This is a genomic window from Streptomyces sp. MUM 2J, from assembly GCF_022414535.1.
In the GTDB taxonomy this organism is placed as follows: Bacteria; Actinomycetota; Actinomycetes; order Streptomycetales; family Streptomycetaceae; genus Streptomyces.
The window spans coordinates 89336-112649 of sequence record NZ_JADWYM010000008.1 but is presented as its reverse complement, the minus strand read 5'-3'; the positions used below and the strand labels follow the sequence as shown (position 1 = coordinate 112649).

Sequence of the window (23314 nt, the reverse complement as noted above, 5' to 3'; positions counted from 1 at the left end):
CGCGGCCACTTCGGTGGGAACTGTGAGCCGAAATCCGACAGCTTCCCCAGCCTCGGTCAGCCTCCTTCACCGGCCCCACGCCCGCATGTCGTCCTTTCATGTGACACTGCGGCGCCGACCTGCCGCGGGTAGTTTCGAGGCTGCAACAGGGCTTTCCCGAAACCGAGTTCAGCAAGGAAGAGGTGGTCAACCGGTGGACTTCGAGATCCGCACCAGTGACCGGCCTGTGTCGGACGCAGAACGCGAGGCGATCCTCACCTCACCCGGATTCGGCACGATGTTCACCGACCACATGGTGACCGTGCGCTGGGACGAGGAGCACGGCTGGCACGACGGGCGGCTCGAACCGTACGGCCCGATCAGCCTGGACCCCTCCGCCTCCGTGTTCCACTACGGCCAGGAGTGCTTCGAGGGCATGAAGGCGTACCGGCAGGACAGCGGCGGCATCGCTCTGTTCCGGCCGTGGGTCAACGCGTCCCGCTTCAACCGCTCCGCCGATCGCCTCGCGATGCCCGCCATCCCGGAGGAGACCTTTCTGCGGGCCCTGGAACTGCTGGTCGCGCAGGACGCCGCCTGGGTCCCCTCCAAGGCGGGCGAGAGCCTCTACCTGCGCCCCCTGATGATCGCCACCCAGCACGGGCTGGGGTTCACGCTCCCCTCGCGAAGCTACCTGTTCGTGGTGTTCGCCTCGCCCGCCACCGCCTACTTCGGCGCCGGGGAACGACTCCGGCCGCTGACGGTGTGGCTGTCGGAGGAGTACACCCGGGCCGCGCCCGGCGGCACCGGCGCGGCCAAGGTCGGCGGCAACTACGCCGCGGCCTTCGCCGCCCAGCGCCAGGGCGTCGCCGAGGGCTGCGACCAGGTGGTGTGGCTGGACGCGGCGGAGCACACCTGGGTGGAGGAGATGGGTGGCATGAACGTCTTCTTCGTCCTTCGAGAGGGCGAGGGGAGCAGGCCGCGGATCGTCACGCCCCCGCTGACCGACACGTTGCTGCCCGGCGTGACCCGCGACTCCCTGCTCCGCCTGGCCCCCGAACTCGGGCTGGACGCCGAGGAACGGCCCGTGTCGGTGCCCCAGTGGGAGGAGCTGTGCGCGTCCGGGAGGATGACCGAGGCCTTCGCCTGCGGGACGGCGGCCGTCATCGCCCCGATCGGCCGGGTCAAGGGAGCCGGCGGCAAGGGGTGGACCATCGGCGACGGCGAGCCCGGACCCGTCACCCGACGGCTGCGCGAGGAACTGCTCGGCATCCAGTACGGGCGGCTTCCCGACCCCAATGCCTGGGTGCACAAAGTGGGCTGACGCAGCGTCCGGACCCGGATGTCGTCCTTTCATGTGACAGCACGTGGGGGTGCGGTACGGGTAGCTTCAGCTCGACGCCCAGCAGTAATTGGGCGACCAGTGTGCGCAGTTCGTCGGCATCCCCGGCAGCGCGGCGTCCCCTCTCACATCACGGTGCGGCATTCCAGCCCGGCCCGCTCCCCTTCCAGCTGCCAATTCAAGGAGCCCATGAAATGAATCCCTTCGACGATTCCAAGGGGACCTTCGCCGTCCTCGTCAATGCCGAGGAACAGCACTCGCTCTGGCCGGTCAAGCTGGACATCCCGGCCGGCTGGACGGCGGTCCACGAAGGCACCCGGCAGTCCTGCCTGGACTACATCGACGAGAACTGGACCGACCTCCGCCCCCTCAGCGCGCGCCAGGACCCGGCGGTGGCCCCCGCCTCCCGTTGAGTCCACGCGGCAGCGGTGGCGAAGAGCCGAGCAGAGAATCACAAGGTAGGGAATCAGTGATGGGTAGCCTTCAGTCAGCTCGCTCGCCACGATGTGTGCACGACATGGTGGCGGAGCAGGCCGCGCGGACCCCCGATGCGACCGCGATCAGCCACGGCGACCGCAGCCTCAGCTACCAGCAGCTCGACGCCGGCGCCGACGCCCTGGCACGGCGGCTGCGCGCGGTCGGGGTCGGTGGCGGCAGCGTCGTCGCCGTCATGCTCGACCGCTCCATGGACCTCATGGTCGTTCTGACGGCGATCATCAAGGCGGGCGGCGCCTACCTGTACCTCGACCCGGCCGAGCCGGCCGAGCAGCGCGCACGCATCCTCGACGACGCGCGGGCCCGCTTCGCCGTCGTCGACTCCGGCACCGCGCCGCTTGCCGACGGCATCGAGCACGTGCTGTCGATCGACGAACCCGCCGAGCCCGCCGCCGCCGAGCCCGGACTGCTGCCCGCCACCGAGATCGGACCGGACAGCCCCGCCTACGTCTGCTACACCTCGGGCTCCACCGGCGTGCCCAAGGGCGTCGTGGTCTCGCACCGCGCGATCTTCCGGCTCATCGACACGCCCGACTGGATCGACGTGCGCCCCGATGACGTCTTCCTGCAGATCACCCGCGTCGGTTTCGACGTGTCGACCTTCGAGATCTGGACGTCGCTGGTCAAGGGGTGCCGGCTCGCCCTCGCCCCGTCCGGGCGGGCCGACCTGGACGAGATCGTCAAGACCATCCACGACGAAGGCGTCACCATCCTGTGGCTGACCTCGGGTCTGTTCCACAAGCTGGTCGCCCACCACCTCGACGGGCTGGGCACCGTACGCCACCTCCTCGCGGGCGGTGACGTACTCTCCCCGGACCACGTCCGCCGGGTCCTGGCCGCTCATCCGCACCTGACGTTCACCAACGGGTACGGCCCGACCGAGAACACCACGTTCACCACCTGCTGGACCACCCGCACCAGCAGCGACAACGAGCGGGTTCCGATCGGCACCGCCATCCACGGCACCACCGCCACCATCCTCGACGACGCGATGCGCCCCGTCCCGCCGGGCGAATGGGGCGAACTGTGGGTCGGCGGCGACGGCGTGGCCACCGGCTACCTCAACAGGCCGAGCGCCACCGCCGAGAAGTTCGTCGCAGACATCCGCAGCCCCGAACCCGGCCGCCGCATGTACCGCACCGGCGACATCGTCCGCGAACTACCCGACGGCACCATGGACTTCCTGTGCCGTGCCGACCGCCAGGTCAAGATCCGCGGTTATCGGGTCGAGCCCAGCACGGTCGAGACGGAACTCCTCAAGGACCCCCGGGTCGAGGAGGCCGCCGCGCTCACCCACACCGACGGAGCGGGTGACACCCGGCTGATCGCCTACGTCGCCGTGGGCGCCATGGCCGAGGAGGACGCCGCCGCGTTCGGCGCGAGCCTCCGCGAGAGGCTCGCGGCCGTCCTGCCCGCACACCTGGTGCCCTGGGCGATCATCCCCCTGCCCGAGATCCCGCTCAACGCGAACGGCAAGGTCGACCGCGGCGCCCTGCCCTCCGCCAAGATCCCGCGCAACGTGTGGAACGAGTACGTCGAGCCGGCCGACGACCTGGAGCGCCGCCTGGCCGAGATCTGGAGCGACGCCCTCGACGTCGAGCCCATCGGCTCCACCGACAACTTCTTCGAGCTCGGCGGGCACTCGCTGATGGCCGCCGAACTGCTCGCCGCTCTGCAGCGCGACTTCAACGTCGACCTGCCGGCCCGGATGCTGTACCTGCGTCCGACGATCGCAGATCTCGCCGAAGGCCTGCGGCAGAGCGAGGGGCTGGGCTCGCCCGAGTCAACACAGGAGGCCGAGGATGCCACCGCTCGATGAGACCGCTGCCGGGGTCGCGGCCCCGGTCGACGGGTGCCCCGTCGTACCCGCCCCGCCCGCCCCCGGCTGCCCGGTCGGCAAGGCCGCCATGGGGCTGGCCGACCCCGTGCTCTACAGCCACGGCGACTTCCATCCGCTCTGGGCCGGGCTCCGCGAGAAGGACCACCTGACCTGGCAGCAGGTGGACGAGAACAACGGCTTCTGGTCGGTGGCCAACTACCACGACGCCGACCAGGTGCTGCGCGACTCGCACACGTTCACCTCCGAGCGCGGCACGCTGCTGAACATCCTCGGCGTCGAGGACCCGGCAGGCGGCCGGCAGATCGCGGCCACCGACCCGCCCCGGCACACGATCATGCGCGCCCGGCTCCAGAAGGCCATGGCCATCAAGGCCATCGAGCGCCAGGACCAGATGATCCGCGAACTGGTCCTCGACGTCCTGAGGCCCCTGGAGGACGGCGGCCCGTTCGACTTCGCCGAGGCCATGCTGGCCCTGCCGGTCGCCGTGGGCGGTACGTCCATGGGCCTGCCCCGGGAGGACTGGCCATGGCTGGCCACGCTGCTCAACTCCTCCATAGCCGCCGACGACCCCGAGTACCGGCTGCCCGGCGGCACACAGGCGACCCTCGACAACGCGCACCGCCAGCTGTTCGCCTACTTCCAGGACATCTACGGCGAGCGCCGCCGCAACCTGGGCGACGACCTCATCAGCGTCCTGATCACCACCGAGGTGGACGGCCGGCGCATGACGCCCGGCGAGGTCATGTCCAACTGCTACAGCGTGCTCCTCGGCGCCGTGGTCACCACCCCGCACTCGCCGAACTACATGATGGCCGAGCACGTGGAGGACGGGCTCCTCGACACCTGGGCCCGCGACCTCGGCGTGACGCCCACCGCCGTGGAGGAGGCGCTGCGCATGGCCTCCCCGGTCAGCCACTTCATGCGGTACGCCGTCAACGACACCGTCATCCGCGGTACCCGCATCAGGGCCGGCGACGCCGTGGTGGTCTGGCTGGGTTCCGCCAACCGGGACCGGGAGGTGTTCACGGACCCCGACACCTTCGACCTGCGCCGCAGGCCGAACAAGCACGTGGCGTTCGGCATCGGCCCGCACTACTGCGTCGGCCACACCGTGGCCAGAGTCACCCTGAAGATCCTCTTCACCGAACTCCTCGACCGGTTCCACGACTTCGCGTACGCGGGGGAGAAGTCCCGACTCCAGTCGAACTTCATCTCCGGGTACAAGCACCTGCCGATCACCGCCCGACTGCGCTGAGCCCCCCGCTTCCCGACTCCTGGAGAGCCGCCGATGAACCACCGCCCCGCCGGCCGGAACCCGTGGCTGCCCCACAGGCCGTCAGCCGACGCCGTAGCGCGGGTGTTCCTCATCCCCTACTCGGGATGCGGCGCCAGCATGTACCGCCAGTGGCCGCGCCAGTGGAACGGAGTGGACTTCATCCCGGTGGAACTCCCGGGCCACGAGACGCGTTTCGCAGAGCCCAACTTCACCACCTACCAGGAACTCGCCCAGGCCATGGTCCCCAGCCTGGAGGAACACCTGGACGTGCCGTTCGCCTTCTTCGGCCACTGCGGTTCCGCACTCGCCGCCTACGAGGTGTCCGCCGAGCTGGCCCGCACGGGCAAGCCCACCGCGTCGCAGCTCTACGTGTCCTCCCAGGTCGCCCCGCAGGACGGACCCGCGGGCCGCTTCCTGTCGATGGACGACACGGAACTGGGGGCCGAACTCGAAGGCCTGATGCGGCGGCTCGGCGGCGACCCCAACCCGGAGCTGCTCTCGTTCTACCTGGAGATCCTGCGCGCCGACGTCGACACCAACAAGCGGTACGTCATGCCGGACCCGTTGCGGCTACCCGGCCCGATCACCGCCATCGGCTGGAGCGAGGACGACGAGATCCCCTACGCCGACATGACCGGCTGGAAGGAGTGCGGCGAGAGCACGTCCGTACTGCTCGAAGGCCACCACCACAAGTTCATGGAGGCCCCCGAGGCCCTCCTCGACCTCATGTCCACCAACCTGATCAAGGCGGCGGGCCGATGACGGGCACCACCACGCAGCGGGCGGACGTCGACCGCCGCTGGTTCAAGCGGTTCGGCCGCACCGGTCCCGCCGAGACCCGTCTCTTCTGCTTCCACTACGCGGGCGGCAACGCCTCGGTGTTCCGCGGGTGGCCACAGGACCTGCCGTGGTACATCGAGCCCGTGGCCGTGCAACTCCCCGGGCGCGCCGACCGGTTCACGGAGACGCCGTACGAGCGTATGACCCCCCTGATCGACGACCTGGTCGGGGCCATGGAGCCGCTCCTCGACAGGCCGTTCGCCCTCTACGGCGTCAGCATGGGAGCCAGGGTCTCCTGGGCGCTGACCCACGCCCTGAGGGAACGCGGACTGCCGGGACCGCGGGCGCTGTTCGTGGCGGCCAGCGTGGCGCCCGCGTGCGACGACGGCCAGTGGGAGTGGGACGGCCGGGAGGACGGCCTCGAAGGGTACGTGCGTGACATGGGCGGCACACCAGTCGAGGTCCTGGAGCAACCCGAACTGCTCGCCGGGCTGCTGCCGACCCTGCGCGCGGACCTGACGGTGCTCAGCACCCACGACTTCCACCCCGAGACACCACTCGACATCCCCATCCACGCCTTCGCGGGCACCGAGGACCCCGAAGCGCATCCCGCGCGGATGGAGGACTGGTCCCGGGAGACGCGGGACCGGTTCAGCCTGACACCGGTCCCGGGCGGGCACTTCTTCGACGACGAGGGCCGGCACCAGGTGGTCCGCGAGATCGTCGACCGGCTTGAGTGAACGTCCCATGCCCGTCCTGCCCGTCGCGCCCAGCGCATTCGGGAGGAAGTTCTGCAAGGCTGTGCGGAGGAGCGGACGCACACAGGGAGAGGAGACGGGGGAGACGGACCTGCAAGGGGACCGCGCCCCGGACATTCGATGGCGAACTTCGTACTGGTCGCAGGCGCTTGGCTCGGATCTTGGGCATGGGACGACGTGGTGCCAGAGCTTCGCGCAGCGGGGCACGGCGTCCACCCGGTGACGCTCTCCGGTCTTGCCGACAAGCGTGGGGTGGCGGCCGGACAGCAGACCCACGTCCAGGACATCGTCGACCAGGTGGAGCACCTTGATCTGGGTGACGTCGTGCTGGTGGGACACAGCTACTCGGGCATCCCGGTCGGCCAGGCCGCGGAGCGCATCGGCGACCGGCTGGCCCTCGTGGCCTTCGTGGATGCCAATGTCCCGGTCGACCGCGAGTCCTTCCTGTCCGCCTGGCCGGACGGCCGTGACATGGTGGAGACGTCGATCGCCGAGAACGAGGGGTTCTGGGCACCCCTGGCCGTGGACGACTACGAGGGGCAAGGACTCACCGCGGAGCAGGTCCACCGGATCGTGGACGGCTCGACTCCGCACCCGGGCGCCACCCTGACCGAGTCGGCCCACCTGCTCGGCTCGCTCGGCGAACTTCCGGCCGTGTACATCAAATGCCTGCTCGACGGAGACGAACCGAGCGAAGAGGTGGCCGAACTGCTGAAGAGCGACCACTGGCGGCTGGTGGAGATGGACACCGGCCACTGGCCCATGTTCTCCCAGCCGCGTGAACTGGCGCGGATCCTCCTCAAGGCGGCCGAGCGCTGACCGCGGGGCGACGCGGGTCTGGGACGGGCCGGGGCGGAACCGTGGTGGCCCCGCCGCACCACACATGCCAACGCGGCGGGCACCACTTCGGGGGAAGCCGGGCCTGAGCGCGCCCCGTCAGCCGTCCTGGTGCGCTGGTGTGAAACGCCCGCCCGGCCGTCACCGGTCCGGAGGGTGGCGGGGACCCGGCCCGGCTCCCGGATCCGGCAGGATGGGGGCATGGGCAACCGACTCGCGCAGGCCACCTCCCCGTACCTCATCCAGCACGCGGACAACCCGGTCGACTGGTGGCCCTGGGAGACCGACGCTTTCGAAGAAGCCCGGCGGCGCGATGTCCCCGTGTTCCTGAGCGTCGGCTACAGCGCGTGCCACTGGTGCCACGTCATGGCACACGAGTCCTTCGAGGACGACGACACCGCTGCGTACATGAACGAGCACTTCGTGTCCGTCAAGGTGGACCGCGAAGAGCGCCCCGACGTCGACGCCGTCTACATGGAGGCCGTCCAGGCCGCCACCGGGCAGGGCGGCTGGCCCATGTCCGTCTTCATGACGCCGGACGGGGAGCCCTTCTACTTCGGCACCTACTTCCCGCCCGAGGCGCGCCCCGGTATGCCGTCCTTCCGGCAGGTGCTGGAGGGCGTGCGTCGGGCCTGGGGCGAGCGGCGGGAGGAGGTCGCCGAGGTTGCGGGGAAGATCGCGCGGGACCTGGCCGAGCGGGAGATCTCCTACGACGGAGGCGACGCCCCGGGGGAGCAGGCGCTCGCGGAGGCCCTGCTCGGACTGACCCGGGAGTACGACGCGCAGCGCGGCGGGTTCGGCGGGGCGCCGAAGTTCCCGCCGTCCATGGTGGTGGAGTTCCTCCTCCGGCATCATGCGCGGACCGGCTCCGAGGGTGCCCTGCAGATGGCCCGGGACACCTGTGAGCGCATGGCCCGCGGGGGCATCTACGACCAGCTCGGCGGCGGCTTCGCCCGATACTCCGTCGACCGGGACTGGGTGGTCCCCCACTTCGAGAAGATGCTGTACGACAACGCGCTGCTCTGCCGCGCCTACGCCCACCTGTGGCGGGCCACCGGGTCCGAGCTGGCCCGACGCGTCGCCCTGGAGACCGCGGACTTCATGGTGCGCGAACTGCGCACGCCCGAGGGCGGGTTCGCCTCCGCGCTGGACGCCGACAGCGATGACGGGACCGGGCGGCATGTGGAGGGCGCGTACTACGTGTGGACCCCGGAGCAGTTCCGGGAGGTCCTCCGGGACGATGCCGAACTCGCCGCGCAGTACTTCGGTGTGACCGAGGAGGGCACGTTCGAGCACGGCGCGTCCGTGCTGCGGCTCCCGCAGGCGGAGGGCGTCTTCGACTCCGGGCGGATCGAGTCCGTCAGAAGCCGCCTGCTGGCGGCGCGGGGGGAGCGGCCGGCTCCGGGGCGGGACGACAAGGTGGTCGCCGCCTGGAACGGTCTCGCCGTCGCCGCGCTCGCCGAGACAGGCGCCTACTTCGGCCGGCGCGACCTGGTCGAGGCGGCGGTCGGTGCCGCGGACCTGCTCGTGCGGGTGCACCTGGACGACCACGCCCGGCTCGCCCGGACCAGCAAGGACGGCCGGGCCGGGGGCAACGCCGGGGTGCTGGAGGACTACGGCGACGTGGCCGAGGGCTTCCTCGCGCTGGCCTCCGTGAGCGGGGAGGGTGTGTGGCTGGACTTCGCCGGGCTGCTCCTGGACCACGTCCTGACCCGGTTCACCGACCCGGAGTCCGGCGCGCTGTACGACACCGCCGCCGACGCCGAGCAGCTGATCCGGCGTCCGCAGGACCCCACGGACAACGCCACGCCCTCGGGCTGGACCGCCGCGGCCGGGGCGCTGCTGGGCTACGCCGCCCACACCGGTTCCGAGCCGCACCGCACGGCCGCGGAGCGGGCCCTGGGGGTGGTCGGGGCGCTCGGCCCGCGGGTGCCGCGGTTCGTCGGCTGGGGGCTCGCCGTCGCCGAGGCGCTGCTCGACGGGCCGCGTGAGGTGGCCGTGGTGGGGCCGGCGCTCGGTGACCCGGCCGCGCGGGCCCTGCACCGTACGGCTCTGCTGGGCACGGCACCGGGGGCCGTCGTCGCTTTCGGTACGCCGGGCGATGGCGAGTTCCCGTTGCTGGCCGACCGCCCGTTGCGTGGGGGAATGCCCACGGCCTATGTGTGCCGGAACTTCACCTGCGATGCCCCGACGACCGATCCCGATCGCCTGCGATCTGCTCTGACCTGAGTCGATCGTTTCAAGTGGCTCTCGGGGCGTCTTTCGGCGGCAACATCGACGGACACTCCCTAGCCGCGGCCGACCCTGTCCAGGGCGCGCTCCACGATGGCCTCCAGCTGCTCGTGGTGCGCGCCCTTCCAGTACGCGCGCCCGCACTCCCGGCACTGGGCGAACACGTCGTAGGTGCGCTGAGTGCCGTGTTCGAGCTGGTCGGCGACCTCGTCCTTGGTGGCCTGCCGGAGCAGCCCATTGCAGGCGGTGCACCGTGTCCAGGGGCGCAGCTCGGGCCGGAAGCGTTCGAGGACGTCGTGCAGCTGCTCCTCGGGGCGGGTGCTGTAGACGTAGGCGCCGGACCACAGCTCGCGGCGGCGCAGCAGGCCCCGGTCGCGGCTGAGCATGACCCGCTGCTCGGCGGCCGAGAGGGCGGCCAGCGCCGGGTCGCCGATGTCCGTCGACTCGTAGGCGGTGTCCACGCCGAGCAGGCGCAGGCGGCGGGCGAGGGTGCCGAGGTGCACGTCGAGGAGGAAGCGCAGGGGGGCACCGGGGACCTGCTGGGGCCGCTCGACGGCGCGGACCTCCACACGGTCGCCGCCGGCGGGGACGTACGAGGTGGGTACCTCGTGGCCGTTGACCCACAGGGCGCCGACCTCGGTCAGCGGCACGCCGGCGGACTCGACGACATGCCCGAGGGTCGACATCCCGTCGGTGACGAGCCTCTGGTGCGGATCGCGTGGCACGAACACGGCCAGGCCGGGGGCGAACTCGACGTGGATCTCGGGACCGTTCACCCGGTCAGGATGTCACGGGACGGGGCACCGGGCTCAGGGCTTTCTGGTGGGAAGGCCGCTCTCCAGGACGTCCAGGGCGCGGTCGACCAGATCCCGGAGCTCGTCCTGGAAGCCGTTCTCCGCCCAGGACATGGTGACCTCCATCAGGCCGCCGATGAGGGACATCGCCGAGACGCGGACCTCAAGGCCGTCCGGGTCCAGGCCGGTGCGCTCGGCGAGAGCCGCGCGCAGCAGGCGTCCGGTCTCCGACATGCTCTCCGCCATCCGGGAGCGGACGGCGGGGACCTGGACCGCGAGGTGCGCCCGCATCCGGACCACCTCGGGGTTCTCCGCCATCATGATGTCGATGGCGCGGCGCATCACGTACCGCACCGAGTCCATCCAGGCCTCCCCGGCGGGCCGTGCGCGCAGTTCCTCCAGCAGCATGGGGTCGTACTCGTCGGTGAGGACGATGTCCTCCTTGGTGGGGAAGTACCGGAAGACGGTCGACGGCGACACCTCGGCCCGGTCGGCGATCTGCTCGATCGTCGTGGCGTCGTAGTCCTGCTCCCTGATCAGTTCGTACGTGGCCGCACGGATCGCCTCCCGGGTCTTGATCTTCTTGCGCTCGCGCAGGCCCAGCGGGGGGCGGTCGGCGGGAGGGAGGGGGGTACGTGCGGCCGTCATGGTGCTCATTGTCGGGTATCGGAGGCAGGCACGGCCATGTCCGGCGTGCCCTCAGCGGCCTCGGCGGCCCGCGTGCCCGGCAGCAACGCGCCCGCCAGCAGCGCCGCCACGAGCGCCGCGATGCCGCACACCAGCAGGACGACGCTCATGCCGTGGACGTACGCGCCGTCCGCGGAGGCGGCCAGGTGGGCGGAGTGGGTCTGCCCGGCGACGATGTGCGCCGCGACCACGGAGTCCCCGGCGGCGTCGGCGGCCTTCGCGGGCAGGCCGGTGAGGTCGAGCCGGTCGTGGAAGGCACCGGCGAGCAGGCTGCCGAGCAGGGCGATGCCGATCGCGGCGCCGACCTGGCGCAGGGTCATGAGCAGGCCCGAGCCGCTGCCGGCCCGGTCGCGGGGCAGGGCGCCGAGCGCGCCGTCCATGGCCGGGACGACGGAGAAGCCGAAGCCGAACCCGGTGATCGAGAGCCACAGTGCGGTGAAGCCGTAGCCGGAGTCGACCGTCGTACGGCTGCCGAGCAGCGCGGCGAAGGCCAGCACCACCAGGCCGGCACTCACCACCGCGCGCGGACCGAACCTGGCGACGACCGGTTGTGCGCCCCGTGCGGCGACCACCAGCCCGCCCATCAGCGGTAGCAGGCGCACGCCGGTGCCGAGGGCGTCGTTGCCGAGGACCGCCTGGAGGTACGGGGGCAGTACGAACAGCAGGCCCGCGAGGACGAACATCACCAGGGTCGCGGCGAGTGTGTTGAACAGGAAGCCGCGGTGGGCCAGCAGCGCCATGTCGAGCATCGGCCGCTCGGCCTTCCTCTCGCGCACCACCAGCACGGTGATCAGGACGGTCGCCGCGCCGGACAGGGAGAGCACCAGCGGGTCGGTCCAGCCGCGGCCCGGTGCCTCGATGATCGCGTAGACGAGCGCGCCGAGCCCGGTCGCGGTGAGCGCGGTGGACAGGGTGTCGACCGTGGGGGAGGAGGGGTCGCTGGTCTCGGGGAGCAGGAGGACGCAGGCGGCGATGCCGAGGGCGGCCATCGGGACGTTGACCAGGAAGACCGAACCCCACCAGAAGTGGTTCAGCAGCCAGCCGCCGATGATCGGGCCGAGCGGCATGCCGAGCGCGGAGGCCGCGGAGATGATGCCGACGGCCTTGGTGCGTTCGTCCGGGCCGAACAACGAGGGCAGCACGGACAGTGCGAGCGGAGTGACGAGCGCGCCGCCGATGCCCATGAACGCGCGGGCCGCGATGACCCAGTCGACGTCCGGGACCAGCGCGCCCACCAGTGAGCCGAGCAGGAAGACCCCGAGCCCGGTGATGAGCATGCGCCGCCGCCCGAACCGGTCGCCGAGCAGCCCGGCCGGGAGCATCAGGGCGGCGAAGACGACGACGTAGGCGTCCACCAGCCACTGCTGCCGGCCTGTCGTGGCGCCCAGTTCGCTCGCCATGGTCGGCAGCGCCACGTTGAGGATCGTCATGTCGAAGCCGAGCGTGAGCATGCTCGCGACCAGGGCCCCGAGGGCCCACCAGCGGCGTGCGTCGCGCCGCGTCTCGTCCACTTGGGTGAGAGCAACCATGAAATGACAGTAGCTCTCAAAATGAAGTAGCTGTCAATAGATGTCTGCTCCCGGAGGGTCGGCCCTGCTGTCGGCACACGAGAAATGGCCACGGCTGGAGAGCCGTGGCCATGCGCCCCGAAGGGGGTGGAGCGGTCATGCGTGCTGGTATGCCACCAGCGAGATCCCTACGTAGTGGACGACGAACGCGGCCAGGGTGAACGAGTGGAAGACCTCGTGGAAGCCGAACCAGCGCGGTGACGGGTTGGGCCGTTTGATGCCGTAGATCACGCCACCGGCGCTGTAGAGCAGTCCGCCCACGATGACCAGCACCAGGACGGCGATGCCGCCGGTGCGCATGAAGTCGGGGAGGAAGAACACGGCGGCCCAGCCCATCGCGATGTAGCAGGGTGTGTAGAGCCAGCGGGGGGCGCCGACCCAGAAGACCCGGAAGACTATCCCGGCCGCCGCGGCGGCCCAGATCCCCCACAGCAGCCACTGTCCCTCGGCGCCGGGCAGGAGCAGCAGGGTCAGCGGGGTGTACGTGCCCGCGATGATCATGAAGATGTTGGCGTGATCCAGCCGGCGCAGGACGCCGTCCATGCGCGGGCTCCAGTTGCCCCGGTGGTACAGGGCGCTCACACCGAACAGCAGGCAGGCGGTCAGGACGTAGATCCCGCAGGCGATGCGTCCCCGCGTGGAGTCGGCCAGGGCGGTGAGGACCAGTCCGGCGACCAGGACGGCCGGAAACATCCCCAGGTGCAGCCAGCCGCGCAGCTTCGGCTTCAGCGGCTGGGTGAGGGTGTGGGCGATCTGGTGCGGGATCGAGGGCGCCGCGGGACCGCGGCCGGCGGCCGGCATGTCCGTGGGCGCGTCGGAGGCGGACGCAGTCATGCGCCGCATCGTACCTACGGAACCGTAAGTTACGGATCGGTTGGTCGGGTTACCCGGTGAAGAGTGGCCATCCTCTCACGTCACGGCCAACGTGGCGATGCTCACCTGTGACGCCCTCTGGACATCTGCGCAGTCGCGTCGGATGATCAAATGAGTGCGGTCGGCACCGAATGAGCGCCAGGGCACCCTCCGGCAAGCATTCGGGTCGCAGCCCCCACGGGGCCTCCAACAAAAAATCCCTCATCTAGGAGCAATCGTGGCGCGCGACATCGCGGCTCCCCCCGTCCCCACCCACCACCAGGAACTGATCTCGTGGGTCAACGAGATCACCGAACTGACCCAGCCGGACAACGTGGTCTGGTGTGACGGATCCGAGGCCGAGTACGAGCGCCTGTGCGAGGAGCTCGTCGCGAAGGGCACGTTCAAGAAGCTCGACCCGATCAAACGCCCGAACTCCTACTACGCCGCCTCCGACCCCTCCGACGTCGCGCGGGTGGAGGACCGCACCTTCATCTGCTCCGAGAAGGAGGAGGACGCCGGCCCGACCAACCACTGGAAGGCCCCGTCCGAGATGCGGGAGATCTTCCAGGGGGAGAAGGGCCTCTTCCGCGGCTCCATGCGGGGCCGCACCCTGTACGTCGTGCCCTTCTGCATGGGCCCGCTCGGCTCCCCGCTGTCCGCGATCGGCGTCGAGATCACCGACTCCGCCTACGTCGCCGTCTCCATGCGCACCATGACGCGCATGGGCCGGGCCGTCCTCGACGAACTCGGTGACGAGGGCTTCTTCGTCAAGGCCGTGCACACCCTCGGCGCCCCGCTGGAGCCCGGCCAGCAGGACGTTCCCTGGCCCTGCAACCAGACCAAGTACATCTCCCACTTCCCGGAGACCCGCGAGATCTGGTCCTACGGCTCCGGCTACGGCGGCAACGCCCTGCTCGGCAAGAAGTGCTACGCCCTGCGCATCGCCTCGGTGATGGCCCGTGACGAGGGCTGGCTGGCCGAGCACATGCTCATCCTCAAGCTCACGCCGCCCACCGGCGCGTCCCAGTACGTGGCCGCCGCCTTCCCCAGCGCCTGCGGCAAGACCAACCTCGCCATGCTGGAACCCACGATCTCCGGCTGGACGGTCGAGACCATCGGCGACGACATCGCCTGGATGCGGTTCGGCGAGGACGGGCGCCTGTACGCCATCAACCCCGAGGCCGGCTTCTTCGGTGTCGCGCCCGGCACCGGCGAGCACACCAACGCCAACGCGATGAAGACGCTGTGGGGCAACGCGGTCTTCACCAACGTCGCGCTCACCGACGACGGCGACGTGTGGTGGGAGGGCATGACCCAGGAGCCCCCGGCCCACCTGACGGACTGGAAGGGCAACGACTGGACGCCGGCGTCCGGCACCCCGGCCGCCCACCCCAACGCCCGCTTCACCGTCCCCGCCTCGCAGTGCCCGATCATCGCGCCCGAGTGGGAGGACCCCAGGGGCGTGCCGATCTCCGCCATCCTCTTCGGCGGGCGCCGTGCTTCCGCCGTGCCGCTGGTGACGGAGTCCTTCGACTGGAACCACGGCGTCTTCCTCGGCGCCAACGTGGCCAGCGAGAAGACCGCCGCGGCCGAGGGCAAGGTCGGCGAGCTGCGCCGCGACCCGTTCGCGATGCTGCCGTTCTGCGGCTACAACATGGGCGACTACATGGCCCACTGGGTCGACGTGGCCAAGGACAAGGACCCCTCCAAGCTGCCGCGGATCTACTACGTCAACTGGTTCCGCAAGAACGACGAGGGCGCGTTCGTCTGGCCCGGCTTCGGCGAGAACTCCCGCGTCCTGAAGTGGATCGTGGAGCGCCTGGAGGGCAAGGCCGAGGGCGTCGAGACGCCGATCGGCGTCCTGCCGACGAGGGACGCGCTCGACACGGACGGCCTCGACCTCGCCGACTCCGACCTCGACTTCCTCCTCACCGTCGACAAGGACATCTGGCGCGAGGAGGCCGCTCTGGTCCCCGAGCACCTCAACACCTTCGGCGACCACACGCCGAAGGAACTGTGGGACCAGTACCGCGCTCTGGTGGAGCGCCTGGGCTGACGCCCCCCGAATACCCCCGCGGCCGGCCCCGATGGGAGCCCTGACCAGTGATCGTCACGGCCGGCCGCGGGCGGCGGCACCCTGTCACGAACCGTGGCCCCGCACAACGGCGTGCGGGGCCGTGCTGCCGTGCTGCCTCGGCCGGTCGCCGTGCGACACGACGCCGACCCACCTGGACCGCCTCGCCGGGCGCACCAACCGGCGGGACCACGGCGAGCTCCGGCTGCGGACCCGCCCCGGAGGCCGGACCCGAACGGCACCCACGACCTGGGCACCTTCACCGTCGAGGGCGACGGCACCTTCACCCTCCACGACTTCCGGCGCGCCCGCCGCGACGTGACCTGCACGGTCAGTCGGCCCGGCGACGACCTGCGCGAGGGGTCCACGGCATCGGCGACGGTGTACGTCAGGAACCACTGACCCGCCGCCCTGCCCTGCCGCGCCCGCGTGCAGGTCCGTCGGGCCCCGAAGGGCCCCGCCAGATCCCGAAGGGGTCTGGCGCGGCCCGTGGCCCGGTGGGTGGCACCCGGACCGCGCGACGCTGCGGGTGCGCGCGGTCCGGGGCCGTCCGAGGGGGTGCCGCGGAGGTCAGCGGGATGCCAGCTCGCGCGGTTCCAGGGCCGCGGCGTGGGCGTCCATCTGCCGGGCGGCGAGGATCGCCGCCGCGGTGTCGGCGCGGGACGCGGCCACGACCAGGGCGCGGCCCGCGAGGGCGTGGGCGCGCCGGTGCCGGGACGCGACATCGGCTCCGCCGGGAGGGGTGTCCGTGGCGCGGACCGGGGGCCGTCCGCCCCGCAGCCGCGCCACCTGCTCGGCGAGCCGTTCGGCCGCCGTGTCCAGGTCGTCCGAGGGGTTCAGCGCGCGCAGTTCGTCGGTGACGGCGAGCAGGGCCGCGAGATGGCCCGCGAGCTGGATGTCCAGCTCTTCCTCCCGCGACCGGTGCGGGAAGTCGGTGGTGGTGCCGGCCGTCGTGCTGTGGACCGACTTGGTGCGGATCGGCTCATACATGGGACGGCCTCCTGAGTGCTGACAGGAAGCCATCCTAGCTTGGATTCGGTCTAAAGTTGAGCTATCTGTAAAACAACGTCGTCACGGTTGGCCGTACCCGTCCAGGAAGCGCGCGATCCGCCCCATCGCGTCCCGCAGGTCCGTCACCGCCGGCAGTGTCACCACCCGGAAGTGGTCGGGTTCGGTCCAGTTGAAGCCGGTGCCCTGGACGACCATGATCTTCTCGCGCCGCAGCAGGTCCAGGACCAGCCGGCGGTCGTCCTTGATCTTGAACACCTTCGGGTCCAGCCGCGGGAAGAGGTACAGCGCGCCCTTCGGCCGGACGCAGCTCACTCCCGGGATCTGGGTGAGCAGCTCGTAGGCGGTGTCCATCTGCTCCTTCAGCCGCCCGCCGGGCAACACCAGGTCGTTGATCGTCTGCCGCCCGCTGAGCGCGGCGACGACGCCGTGCTGGCCCGGCATGTTGGCGCACAGGCGCATGTTCGCCAGGATCGTCAGGCCCTCGATGTAGGAGTCGGCGTGCGCGCGTGGCCCGGAGATCGACATCCAGCCCACCCGGTACCCGGCGACCCGGTAGGCCTTGGACATGCCGTTGAAGGTCAGGGTCAGCAGGTCGGGGGCGACGGACGCGGTCGGGATGTGCCTGGCGCCGTCGTAGAGGATCTTGTCGTAGATCTCGTCCGAGCAGACCAGCAGGTTGTGCCGGCGGGCGATGTCCGTCAGGCCCTTGAGCACGGCCTCGTCGTACACCGCACCCGTCGGGTTGTTCGGGTTGATGATGACGAGGGCCTTGGTGCGGTCGGTGATCTTGCGCTCCACGTCCGCGAGATCCGGCATCCAGTCGGACTGCTCGTCGCAGCGGTAGTGGACGGCCGTCCCGCCGGACAGGGACACCGCGGCCGTCCACAGCGGGTAGTCGGGTGCCGGTACGAGGACCTCGTCACCGTCGTCGAGCAGCCCCTGCATGGCCATCACGATCAGCTCGGAGACGCCGTTGCCGATGAAGACGTGCTCGACGTCCGTCTCGATGCCGAGGGTCTGGTTGTGCATGACGACCGCGCGGCGGGCCGCGAGGAGGCCCTTGGCGTCGCCGTAGCCGTGCGCCGTGGAGACGTTGCGGAGGATGTCCTCCAGGATCTCCGGCGGGCACTCGAAGCCGAAGGCTGCCGGGTTTCCGGTGTTCAGCTTGAGGATGCGGTGGCCTGCCGCCTCAAGCCGCATGGCCTCCTCGAGCACCGGGCCCCGGATCTCGTAACAGACGTTGGCGAGCTTGGTCGACTGGATCACCTGCATGTCCAGGAGCTTACGGCTCGGTATCGCCTCGTGGGCCGTGTTTTCCGCCACGTGAGACGGGTGGTTTGGACTGTTATCGCCGACGGCTGTCTCTCGAGCCCCTTCCGTCCCTACAATGCGCCGCCATGTCCAGTCCACCGCAGTACGAAAACGGGGCGTACGGCGCACATGTCGCGAACAATGCGACCAGCGCCCATGACGTCTACGGTTCGTATCCGGAACAGGGTGACCCTCAGGCTCACCCGAACGTGTACCGTCCGCAGGCGCCGCAGTCGCCCGCCTACGACCAGTTCGTGGACCCGGCCGCCGCACACGGCTGGCAGAACGCCTACGACGAGACCCAGCGGCTGCCCCAGGTGCCTCCCATGCCCCAGTCGCCCCAGTCGCCCCAGTCGCCCCAGGGCGCGCCGCGCGGGAGGCATCGGGCGGGCGGCCCCGAAGCCCCCGCGGCCCCGCCGCCCACCGGACCCGACGGCCACGGCCACGGGCACGGTCCCGGCCATCGGGGCCAGCACGGCCACCCGGGCCGTGACGATCACCCCGACCAGGCGTCCCGGGGCGGTCACGCCGGTCACTACGGCGATGGGGGCCAGGACGGTCACGGGGGCCAGGACGGCCACCCCCGCCACGACGGCCCCCCGGGCGGCGGTCGGACCGGACATGACGACCCCGGCGGTCACCCCGGCCACGAAGGTCACCCCGGCCCCGGCGGCCGTGGCCGGGGCGGGCCGGAGGGTGACGACCCGGAGGGTGGCCCGCACGACTACCCCGCCGGCCGCTGGTACGACGACGGCACCGTCTTCACCGACGGCTCCGGGCGGCGCGAGCGCCTGCTGCGCCGTGCGGCGATCGGTGTCGGCGCGGTGGGCGTGCTGTTCATCGGCGCCGTCGTCGCCGGCGCGTTCGACTCGGGCTCTTCCGGTGATCAGCTGCCCTGGGTGCAGGAGGAGCGGAGCGGCGGCGTGCCGGGCGCGCAGTCCGGTGCCCCGGCCACGCCGTCCGCCAGCACCTCGACCGCCGCCGGTGGCGGGCTGCCGTCCGCCGGTGCCTCCTCGTCCGCCGACGCCTCCTCCGGTCCGTCCGCGAGCCCGGGCGCCACGCGGAGCGCACCCGTGGCCGGCGGGGTGACCGGGGCGGCGACCCCGGCGGCGTCCCCGACCACGGCTCCGGCCGCCCCGACGGAACCGGCGCGGGGGAATGCCGGCGGCAAGCCCGGTCGCGGCCAGGGGGCGAGCAAGGGCCCCAAGTAGCCGAGGAGCGCGAGATCGGGTCGCCGTCTTGCGGGACCGGCCCGAACTCCGCCGTCGTACCCCCGCACTCCGCCTTCCGTACCCCCGTACTCCGCTTCCTCGCGCTCCACCTCCCCTTGTCGAGGGCGGGGTTCGCGCCATCTGCGTGCGCCGGCGTCGCGGAGCGCCGTCCGCCGTTCCGCGATGCGCCGCGTCGTCGTCCGGCCGGGGTCGCGGCCCTGCTCGGCAGCCGGCGGGCGCCGGCATCGGGTGCGGTGTCCGGCGGCCGGAGTGCCCCCTGACGGGCCGCCTGAGGGTGCGTCAGGCGGCGGCCGAAAAGGCCTCCTTGTCCCCACCCCTCACTGCGACAACAATGCTCATGACAAAAAAGCGGGCGGCCGGGCAACCCACCGGCCGCCCCGTCATTCGAGGGGACCCCCACATGAACAAGCCTCTCCTTGCCGCACTCGCCGCCCTGGTGATCACCGGGGCCGGTGCGGCACCCGCGATGGCCGCGCCCGAGCGGGCCGCCGCCCCGTCGGCGCCGACCGCGTCGACCGCGGCGCAGGCGTCCACCGCATCGGCCGCGGACGCGCCGGCCCTCAAGGCCGTCGACTTCGCCGGGACCGTCGCGCTCAGCAACTGCTCCGGCTCCGTGATCCGCTTCCCCGACTCCGACGACAACGCCCCGGCGCTGGTGCTCACCAACGGCCACTGCCTGGAGACCGGCTTCCCCGAGCCCGGCGAGGTCATCGTCGACCAGTCCTCCCGCCGTTCCTTCAGCCTGCTCAGCTCCTACGGCTACCGGATCGGGACCCTGCGCGCCGACAAGGTCGTCTACTCGACGATGACCGACACCGACGTCACGATCTACGAGACCACCCGCACCTACGCGCAGATCAGGTCGCGGTACGGCATCGAGGCGCTCACCGTCGCCGACACCCACCCCGTCGCCGGCACCGCCATCACCGTCGCCTCCGGCTACTGGCGACGCCTGTACAACTGCAACATCGACGGCTTCGCCTACCGCCTCAAGGAGGGCGACTGGACCTGGAAGGACTCGGTCCGCTACACCCCCTCCTGCAACACCATCGGCGGCACCTCGGGCTCGCCGGTGATCGACCAGGCCACCGGCAAGGTCGTCGCCGTCAACAACACCGGCAACGAGGACGGCGAGACCTGCACCGTGAACAACCCGTGCGAGGTCGACGAGAACGGCAACGTGACCGTCCGCGAGGGCATCAACTACGCCCAGGAGACCTACCAGATCCCGGCCTGCTTCACGAGCGGCAACCGGCTCGACCTGAGCGCGGGCGACTGCGTCCTGCCCAAGCCGTAGCGCGCCGTCACGGGGTGGGCGTCCTGCGGACCGCCCGCCCCGCCAGCACGTCCGTGCGCTGCCCGTCCTCGATCACGAACCGTCCGTCGACCAGCACGTGGGGGATGCCGGTCGGTAGCGTGCGGGGGTTGTCGTAGGTCGACCCCGCCGCCACCGTCGCCGGATCGAACAGCACCAGGTCGGCGCGGTGGCCCTCGCGGATCCGCCCCCGGTCCGGCAGTCGCAGCCGGGCCGCCGGCCGGGCGGTGAGGTGGGCGACGCAGTCCTCCAGCGACAGCACGCCCAACTCCCGTACGTAGTGCCCGAGATAGCGAGGGAAGGTGCCGTAGGCCCGCGGATGCGGCCTGCTGCCCCGGAGGATCCCGTCCGAGCCGCCGGTGTGGGTTCGGTGCCGCATGATCGCCCGGACGTTCTCCTCGTGGCCGACGTGCTGGAGGACCGTCGTACCGAGCCGGTCCCGAAGAAGCAGCCGGCGGGCGACACCCCACGGTTTCTCGCCGGCGCGGCGGGCCGACTCCGCCACCGTGAGGCCCGTGTACGCGGCCAGGGCGGGGTCGGCCACGCCGGAGACCTCGACGGTGTCCCACTGCACGGGCACACCGTGGCAGCCGTCCGCCCCCGTGACCTCCAGGTCGTACCGGATCCGTTCGGCCGTCCCCTCGTCGGCGAGCCGGGCGAGGACGGCCTCCGGTCCGCCCTCGCCCGCCCAGCTCGGCAGCAGGGCCGCGAGTGTCGTGCAGCCGGGTGTGTACGGATAGGTGTCGAGGCTGATGTCGGCCCCCGCGTCGAGGGCGTCGTCCAGAAGGGCCAGCAGCTCGGGTGCGCGGCCCCCGTTCACGCCGAAGTTCAGGGTGGCGTGCGCCAGATGCAGGGCGCAGCCCGCCTTCCGGGTCAGCGCGACCATGTCCGCGTACGCCTGGAGCGCGCCGGCCCCGTAGGAGCGGTGGTGGGGACAGTAGTAGCCGCCGTAGCGGGCCACCACCCGGCACAGTTCGGTGAGTTCGGCGTCGTCGGCGTACATCCCCGGGGTGTAGGTGAGCCCGGAGGACAGCCCCACCGCACCCTGCTCCAGCCCCTCGGCGACCAGTCGCCGCATCCGGTCCAGCTCGCCGGCGGTGGCCCTCCGGTCCTCCCAGCCGACGGCGAGGGCCCGCACCGTGCCCTGGGGGACGAGGTAGGCGGCGTTGACGGCGATGCCCCGCCCGCCGAAGCCGTGGTCCAGCCGGTCGAGGTACTCGCCGACCGACCGCCAGTCCGCGTCGACGTCGTCGCCCGGCCCGTTCCAGCCGGCGATCACCCGGCGCACCTCCTCGCGGGTGCGGTCGTCGACCGGCGCGTACGACAGCCCGTCCTGGCCGAGGACCTCCAGCGTCACGCCCTGTGCGGCCTTGGCGCTGTGGTCGGGGTCGCCGAGCAGGGCCAGGTCGCTGTGCGCGTGCATGTCGATGAAACCGGGGGAGAGGACCAGCCCCTCGGCGTCCAGCTCCCGCGCCGCCCTCGGCCGCAGGCAACCCGCGGCGGCGGCCTCCTTGACGACGGACACGATCCGTCCGCCGCCGACGACGACATCGGCGCGGTACGACGGCTCCCCGCTGCCGTCGACGACGTCGGCGTCCCGGATGACGAGGTCGTCCATCACGACCCTCTAGAAGAAGGTGCGGACGAAGTCGACGACGGTGCCGTCCGCCTCGGCGACCGGGATGAGCGGCCACTTGTCGAAGGACGTGCACGGGTGGGACAGGCCGAGCCCCACCCAGTCGCCGACCTCCGGTCCGGCGCCGGGCTCGGTGCGCAGCCAGGCGTGCTGGTCGGACAGGGCGGTCACCTCGACACCGGTGGCGGGGCGCTCGGCGGTGCCGTCCGCGGGCCGCACGACCTGCGCGGTGGGCAGGTCCAGGTCGTGGGCGGCGTCCCGCTTGCCCGCGTTGACGAAGGCCTGGGTGGCCGACGGCCGGGAGACGACCTGTGCCCACAGCCGGAACGCCGGCTCCAGAGCGCCCTCCTCCGGGACCCGGTTGAACGGCGTCAGCCGGCGGTAGTGGCCGTCGTCGTGCGAGACGTAGGCACCGGAGCGCAGCAGCTTCAGCACCGGCCGGGACAGCTCCGGCAAGTCGGCGAACACCTCGGCGACGGTGTCGAACCAGGCGCTGCCACCCGCACTGACGACGATCTCCTCGACCTCCGTCCCGTCGAACCGGCCGGACGCGTCGAGGCCGGCGGCGAGCGCGACGAGCCGCCGCAGCCAGGCGCGCACCCGCTCCGGGGTGGCCCGCGGGACCTCCCCCTCGTACCCGGCGACCCCGACGAGCCGGAGGGTGCGGGTCCGGGCGACCGCGTCGGCCACCTCCGCCGCCTCCTCCCCGGTCCGCACCCCGGTGCGCGCCTCGTCGCCCGCGGCGAGCTCCACGACGACGTCGAGGGGGCGGGTGGCCCCGGCGAGTGCGGAGTCCATCTGCTCCACGCCGCGCACGGAGTCGACGTAGCAGACGATCCGGACGTCGGGGTCGGCGTCGAGCTCGGCGGAGATCCAGCGCAGCGCGGGCCCGTCGACGACCTCGTTGGCGAGGAAGATCCGTCTGATCCCGAAGGCCCGTGCGACGCGCGCCTGGTGCGGCACCGCGAGCGTGATGCCCCACGCCCCGCGCTCGATCTGACGCCGGAAGAGCTGCGGGGCCATCGACGTCTTGCCGTGCGGCGCGAAGGCGAGACCGTGCCGTTCGGCGTACGTCTCCATCAGCCCCAGGTTGTGCTCCAGCCGCTCGGCCGACAGGGTCAGCACGGGTGTGGTGAAGCCGCCGGTGAACAGGTTGCGGCGCTGGGCGGCCAGCTCGCCCACGGTGAGGCCGTCGGCGTCCGGGGGCAGGCCCTTGAACCGGTGGTCGACCCGCTCGTCCGCGAGCCGCGCCAGGGCGTCCGAGGCACCGTCGGCTGCCATAAGAGCCTCCCAGA

General features: G+C 71.5%; 19 protein-coding genes. 11 read left to right on the top strand and 8 right to left on the bottom strand.

What is annotated here, in order from left to right:
* Window positions 1-193: 193 nt before the first annotated feature.
* From I3F54_RS10615 to I3F54_RS10580, 8 genes are all read left to right on the top strand, one after another.
* Window positions 194-1300, top strand: coding sequence for a branched-chain amino acid aminotransferase (locus I3F54_RS10615; RefSeq protein ID WP_240118424.1), 1107 nt, complete (start codon window positions 194-196; stop codon window positions 1298-1300).
* A 212-nt stretch (window positions 1301-1512) separates the two neighbouring features.
* Entirely contained in the window at window positions 1513-1731 is a 219-nt protein-coding gene (locus tag I3F54_RS10610) for an MbtH family protein (protein ID WP_240118423.1), read from the top strand.
* Between the two features lie 104 nt (window positions 1732-1835).
* Entirely contained in the window at window positions 1836-3632 is a 1797-nt protein-coding gene (locus I3F54_RS10605; protein WP_240118422.1) for a non-ribosomal peptide synthetase, read from the top strand.
* The gene (locus I3F54_RS10600) at window positions 3616-4908 is read left to right on the top strand and encodes a cytochrome P450 (protein ID WP_240118421.1); all 1293 of its coding nucleotides are present in this window, start codon (window positions 3616-3618) and stop codon (window positions 4906-4908) included. Before I3F54_RS10605 ends, I3F54_RS10600 begins: the two co-directional genes overlap by 17 nt.
* Window positions 4909-4941: 33 nt before the next feature.
* Window positions 4942-5691 (top strand): thioesterase II family protein, encoded by a 750-nt coding sequence (locus tag I3F54_RS10595; RefSeq protein WP_240118420.1) that lies wholly within the window; start codon window positions 4942-4944, stop codon window positions 5689-5691.
* Window positions 5688-6449 carry a thioesterase II family protein gene (locus tag I3F54_RS10590; RefSeq protein ID WP_240118419.1) on the top strand — a complete coding sequence of 254 codons (762 nt, stop codon included), beginning with the start codon at window positions 5688-5690 and terminating at the stop codon, window positions 6447-6449. The genes I3F54_RS10595 and I3F54_RS10590 overlap by 4 nt, the downstream gene beginning before the upstream one ends.
* Before the next feature lie 138 nt (window positions 6450-6587).
* Window positions 6588-7286, top strand: a complete 699-nt coding sequence (locus tag I3F54_RS10585) for an alpha/beta fold hydrolase (RefSeq protein ID WP_240118418.1) — start codon at window positions 6588-6590, stop codon at window positions 7284-7286.
* 219 nt (window positions 7287-7505) lie between these two features.
* Window positions 7506-9533, top strand: coding sequence for a thioredoxin domain-containing protein (locus I3F54_RS10580; protein WP_240118417.1), 2028 nt, complete (start codon window positions 7506-7508; stop codon window positions 9531-9533).
* Window positions 9534-9592: 59 nt separating this feature from the next.
* On the opposite strand, the gene I3F54_RS10575 is transcribed toward I3F54_RS10580, so the two are convergent.
* The 4 genes from I3F54_RS10575 to I3F54_RS10560 form a co-directional block, all read right to left on the bottom strand.
* Window positions 9593-10312: a Mut7-C ubiquitin/RNAse domain-containing protein gene (locus I3F54_RS10575; RefSeq protein ID WP_240118416.1), complete on the bottom strand. Its 720-nt coding sequence runs from the start codon at window positions 10310-10312 to the stop codon at window positions 9593-9595.
* 33 nt (window positions 10313-10345) lie between these two features.
* Window positions 10346-10978, bottom strand: coding sequence for a TetR/AcrR family transcriptional regulator (locus tag I3F54_RS10570; protein WP_374205889.1), 633 nt, complete (start codon window positions 10976-10978; stop codon window positions 10346-10348).
* 5 nt (window positions 10979-10983) lie between these two features.
* Window positions 10984-12546, bottom strand: a complete 1563-nt coding sequence (locus I3F54_RS10565) for an MFS transporter (RefSeq protein WP_240118414.1) — start codon at window positions 12544-12546, stop codon at window positions 10984-10986.
* Between the two features lie 135 nt (window positions 12547-12681).
* Window positions 12682-13419, bottom strand: a complete 738-nt coding sequence (locus I3F54_RS10560) for a hemolysin III family protein (RefSeq protein ID WP_240118413.1) — start codon at window positions 13417-13419, stop codon at window positions 12682-12684.
* A 256-nt stretch (window positions 13420-13675) separates the two neighbouring features.
* On the opposite strand from I3F54_RS10560, the gene I3F54_RS10555 reads away from it, so the two are divergent.
* Window positions 13676-15496: a phosphoenolpyruvate carboxykinase (GTP) gene (locus tag I3F54_RS10555; RefSeq protein ID WP_240118412.1), complete on the top strand. Its 1821-nt coding sequence runs from the start codon at window positions 13676-13678 to the stop codon at window positions 15494-15496.
* 588 nt (window positions 15497-16084) lie between these two features.
* On the opposite strand, the gene I3F54_RS10550 is transcribed toward I3F54_RS10555, so the two are convergent.
* Both I3F54_RS10550 and I3F54_RS10545 read right to left on the bottom strand, forming a co-directional pair.
* Window positions 16085-16504: a hypothetical protein gene (locus I3F54_RS10550; protein WP_240118411.1), complete on the bottom strand. Its 420-nt coding sequence runs from the start codon at window positions 16502-16504 to the stop codon at window positions 16085-16087.
* 81 nt (window positions 16505-16585) lie between these two features.
* Window positions 16586-17797 carry a pyridoxal phosphate-dependent aminotransferase gene (locus I3F54_RS10545; protein ID WP_240118410.1) on the bottom strand — a complete coding sequence of 404 codons (1212 nt, stop codon included), beginning with the start codon at window positions 17795-17797 and terminating at the stop codon, window positions 16586-16588.
* A 125-nt stretch (window positions 17798-17922) separates the two neighbouring features.
* Here I3F54_RS10545 and I3F54_RS10540 point away from each other — a divergent pair, with 125 nt between their 5' ends.
* Complete coding sequence (locus I3F54_RS10540) at window positions 17923-19047, top strand: hypothetical protein (protein ID WP_240118409.1); 1125 nt, start codon at window positions 17923-17925, stop codon at window positions 19045-19047.
* Window positions 19048-19468: 421 nt separating this feature from the next.
* On the top strand, window positions 19469-20365 hold the full coding sequence (locus tag I3F54_RS10535) for a serine protease (protein WP_240118408.1): 897 nt from the start codon (window positions 19469-19471) through the stop codon (window positions 20363-20365).
* Window positions 20366-20372: 7 nt separating this feature from the next.
* Here the strand turns inward: I3F54_RS10535 and I3F54_RS10530 are convergent, their stop codons facing one another.
* Both I3F54_RS10530 and I3F54_RS10525 read right to left on the bottom strand, forming a co-directional pair.
* Window positions 20373-22001 (bottom strand): amidohydrolase family protein, encoded by a 1629-nt coding sequence (locus I3F54_RS10530; RefSeq protein WP_240118407.1) that lies wholly within the window; start codon window positions 21999-22001, stop codon window positions 20373-20375.
* Between the two features lie 9 nt (window positions 22002-22010).
* Window positions 22011-23300, bottom strand: coding sequence for an amino acid deaminase (locus tag I3F54_RS10525; RefSeq protein ID WP_240118406.1), 1290 nt, complete (start codon window positions 23298-23300; stop codon window positions 22011-22013).
* Window positions 23301-23314: the final 14 nt, after the last annotated feature.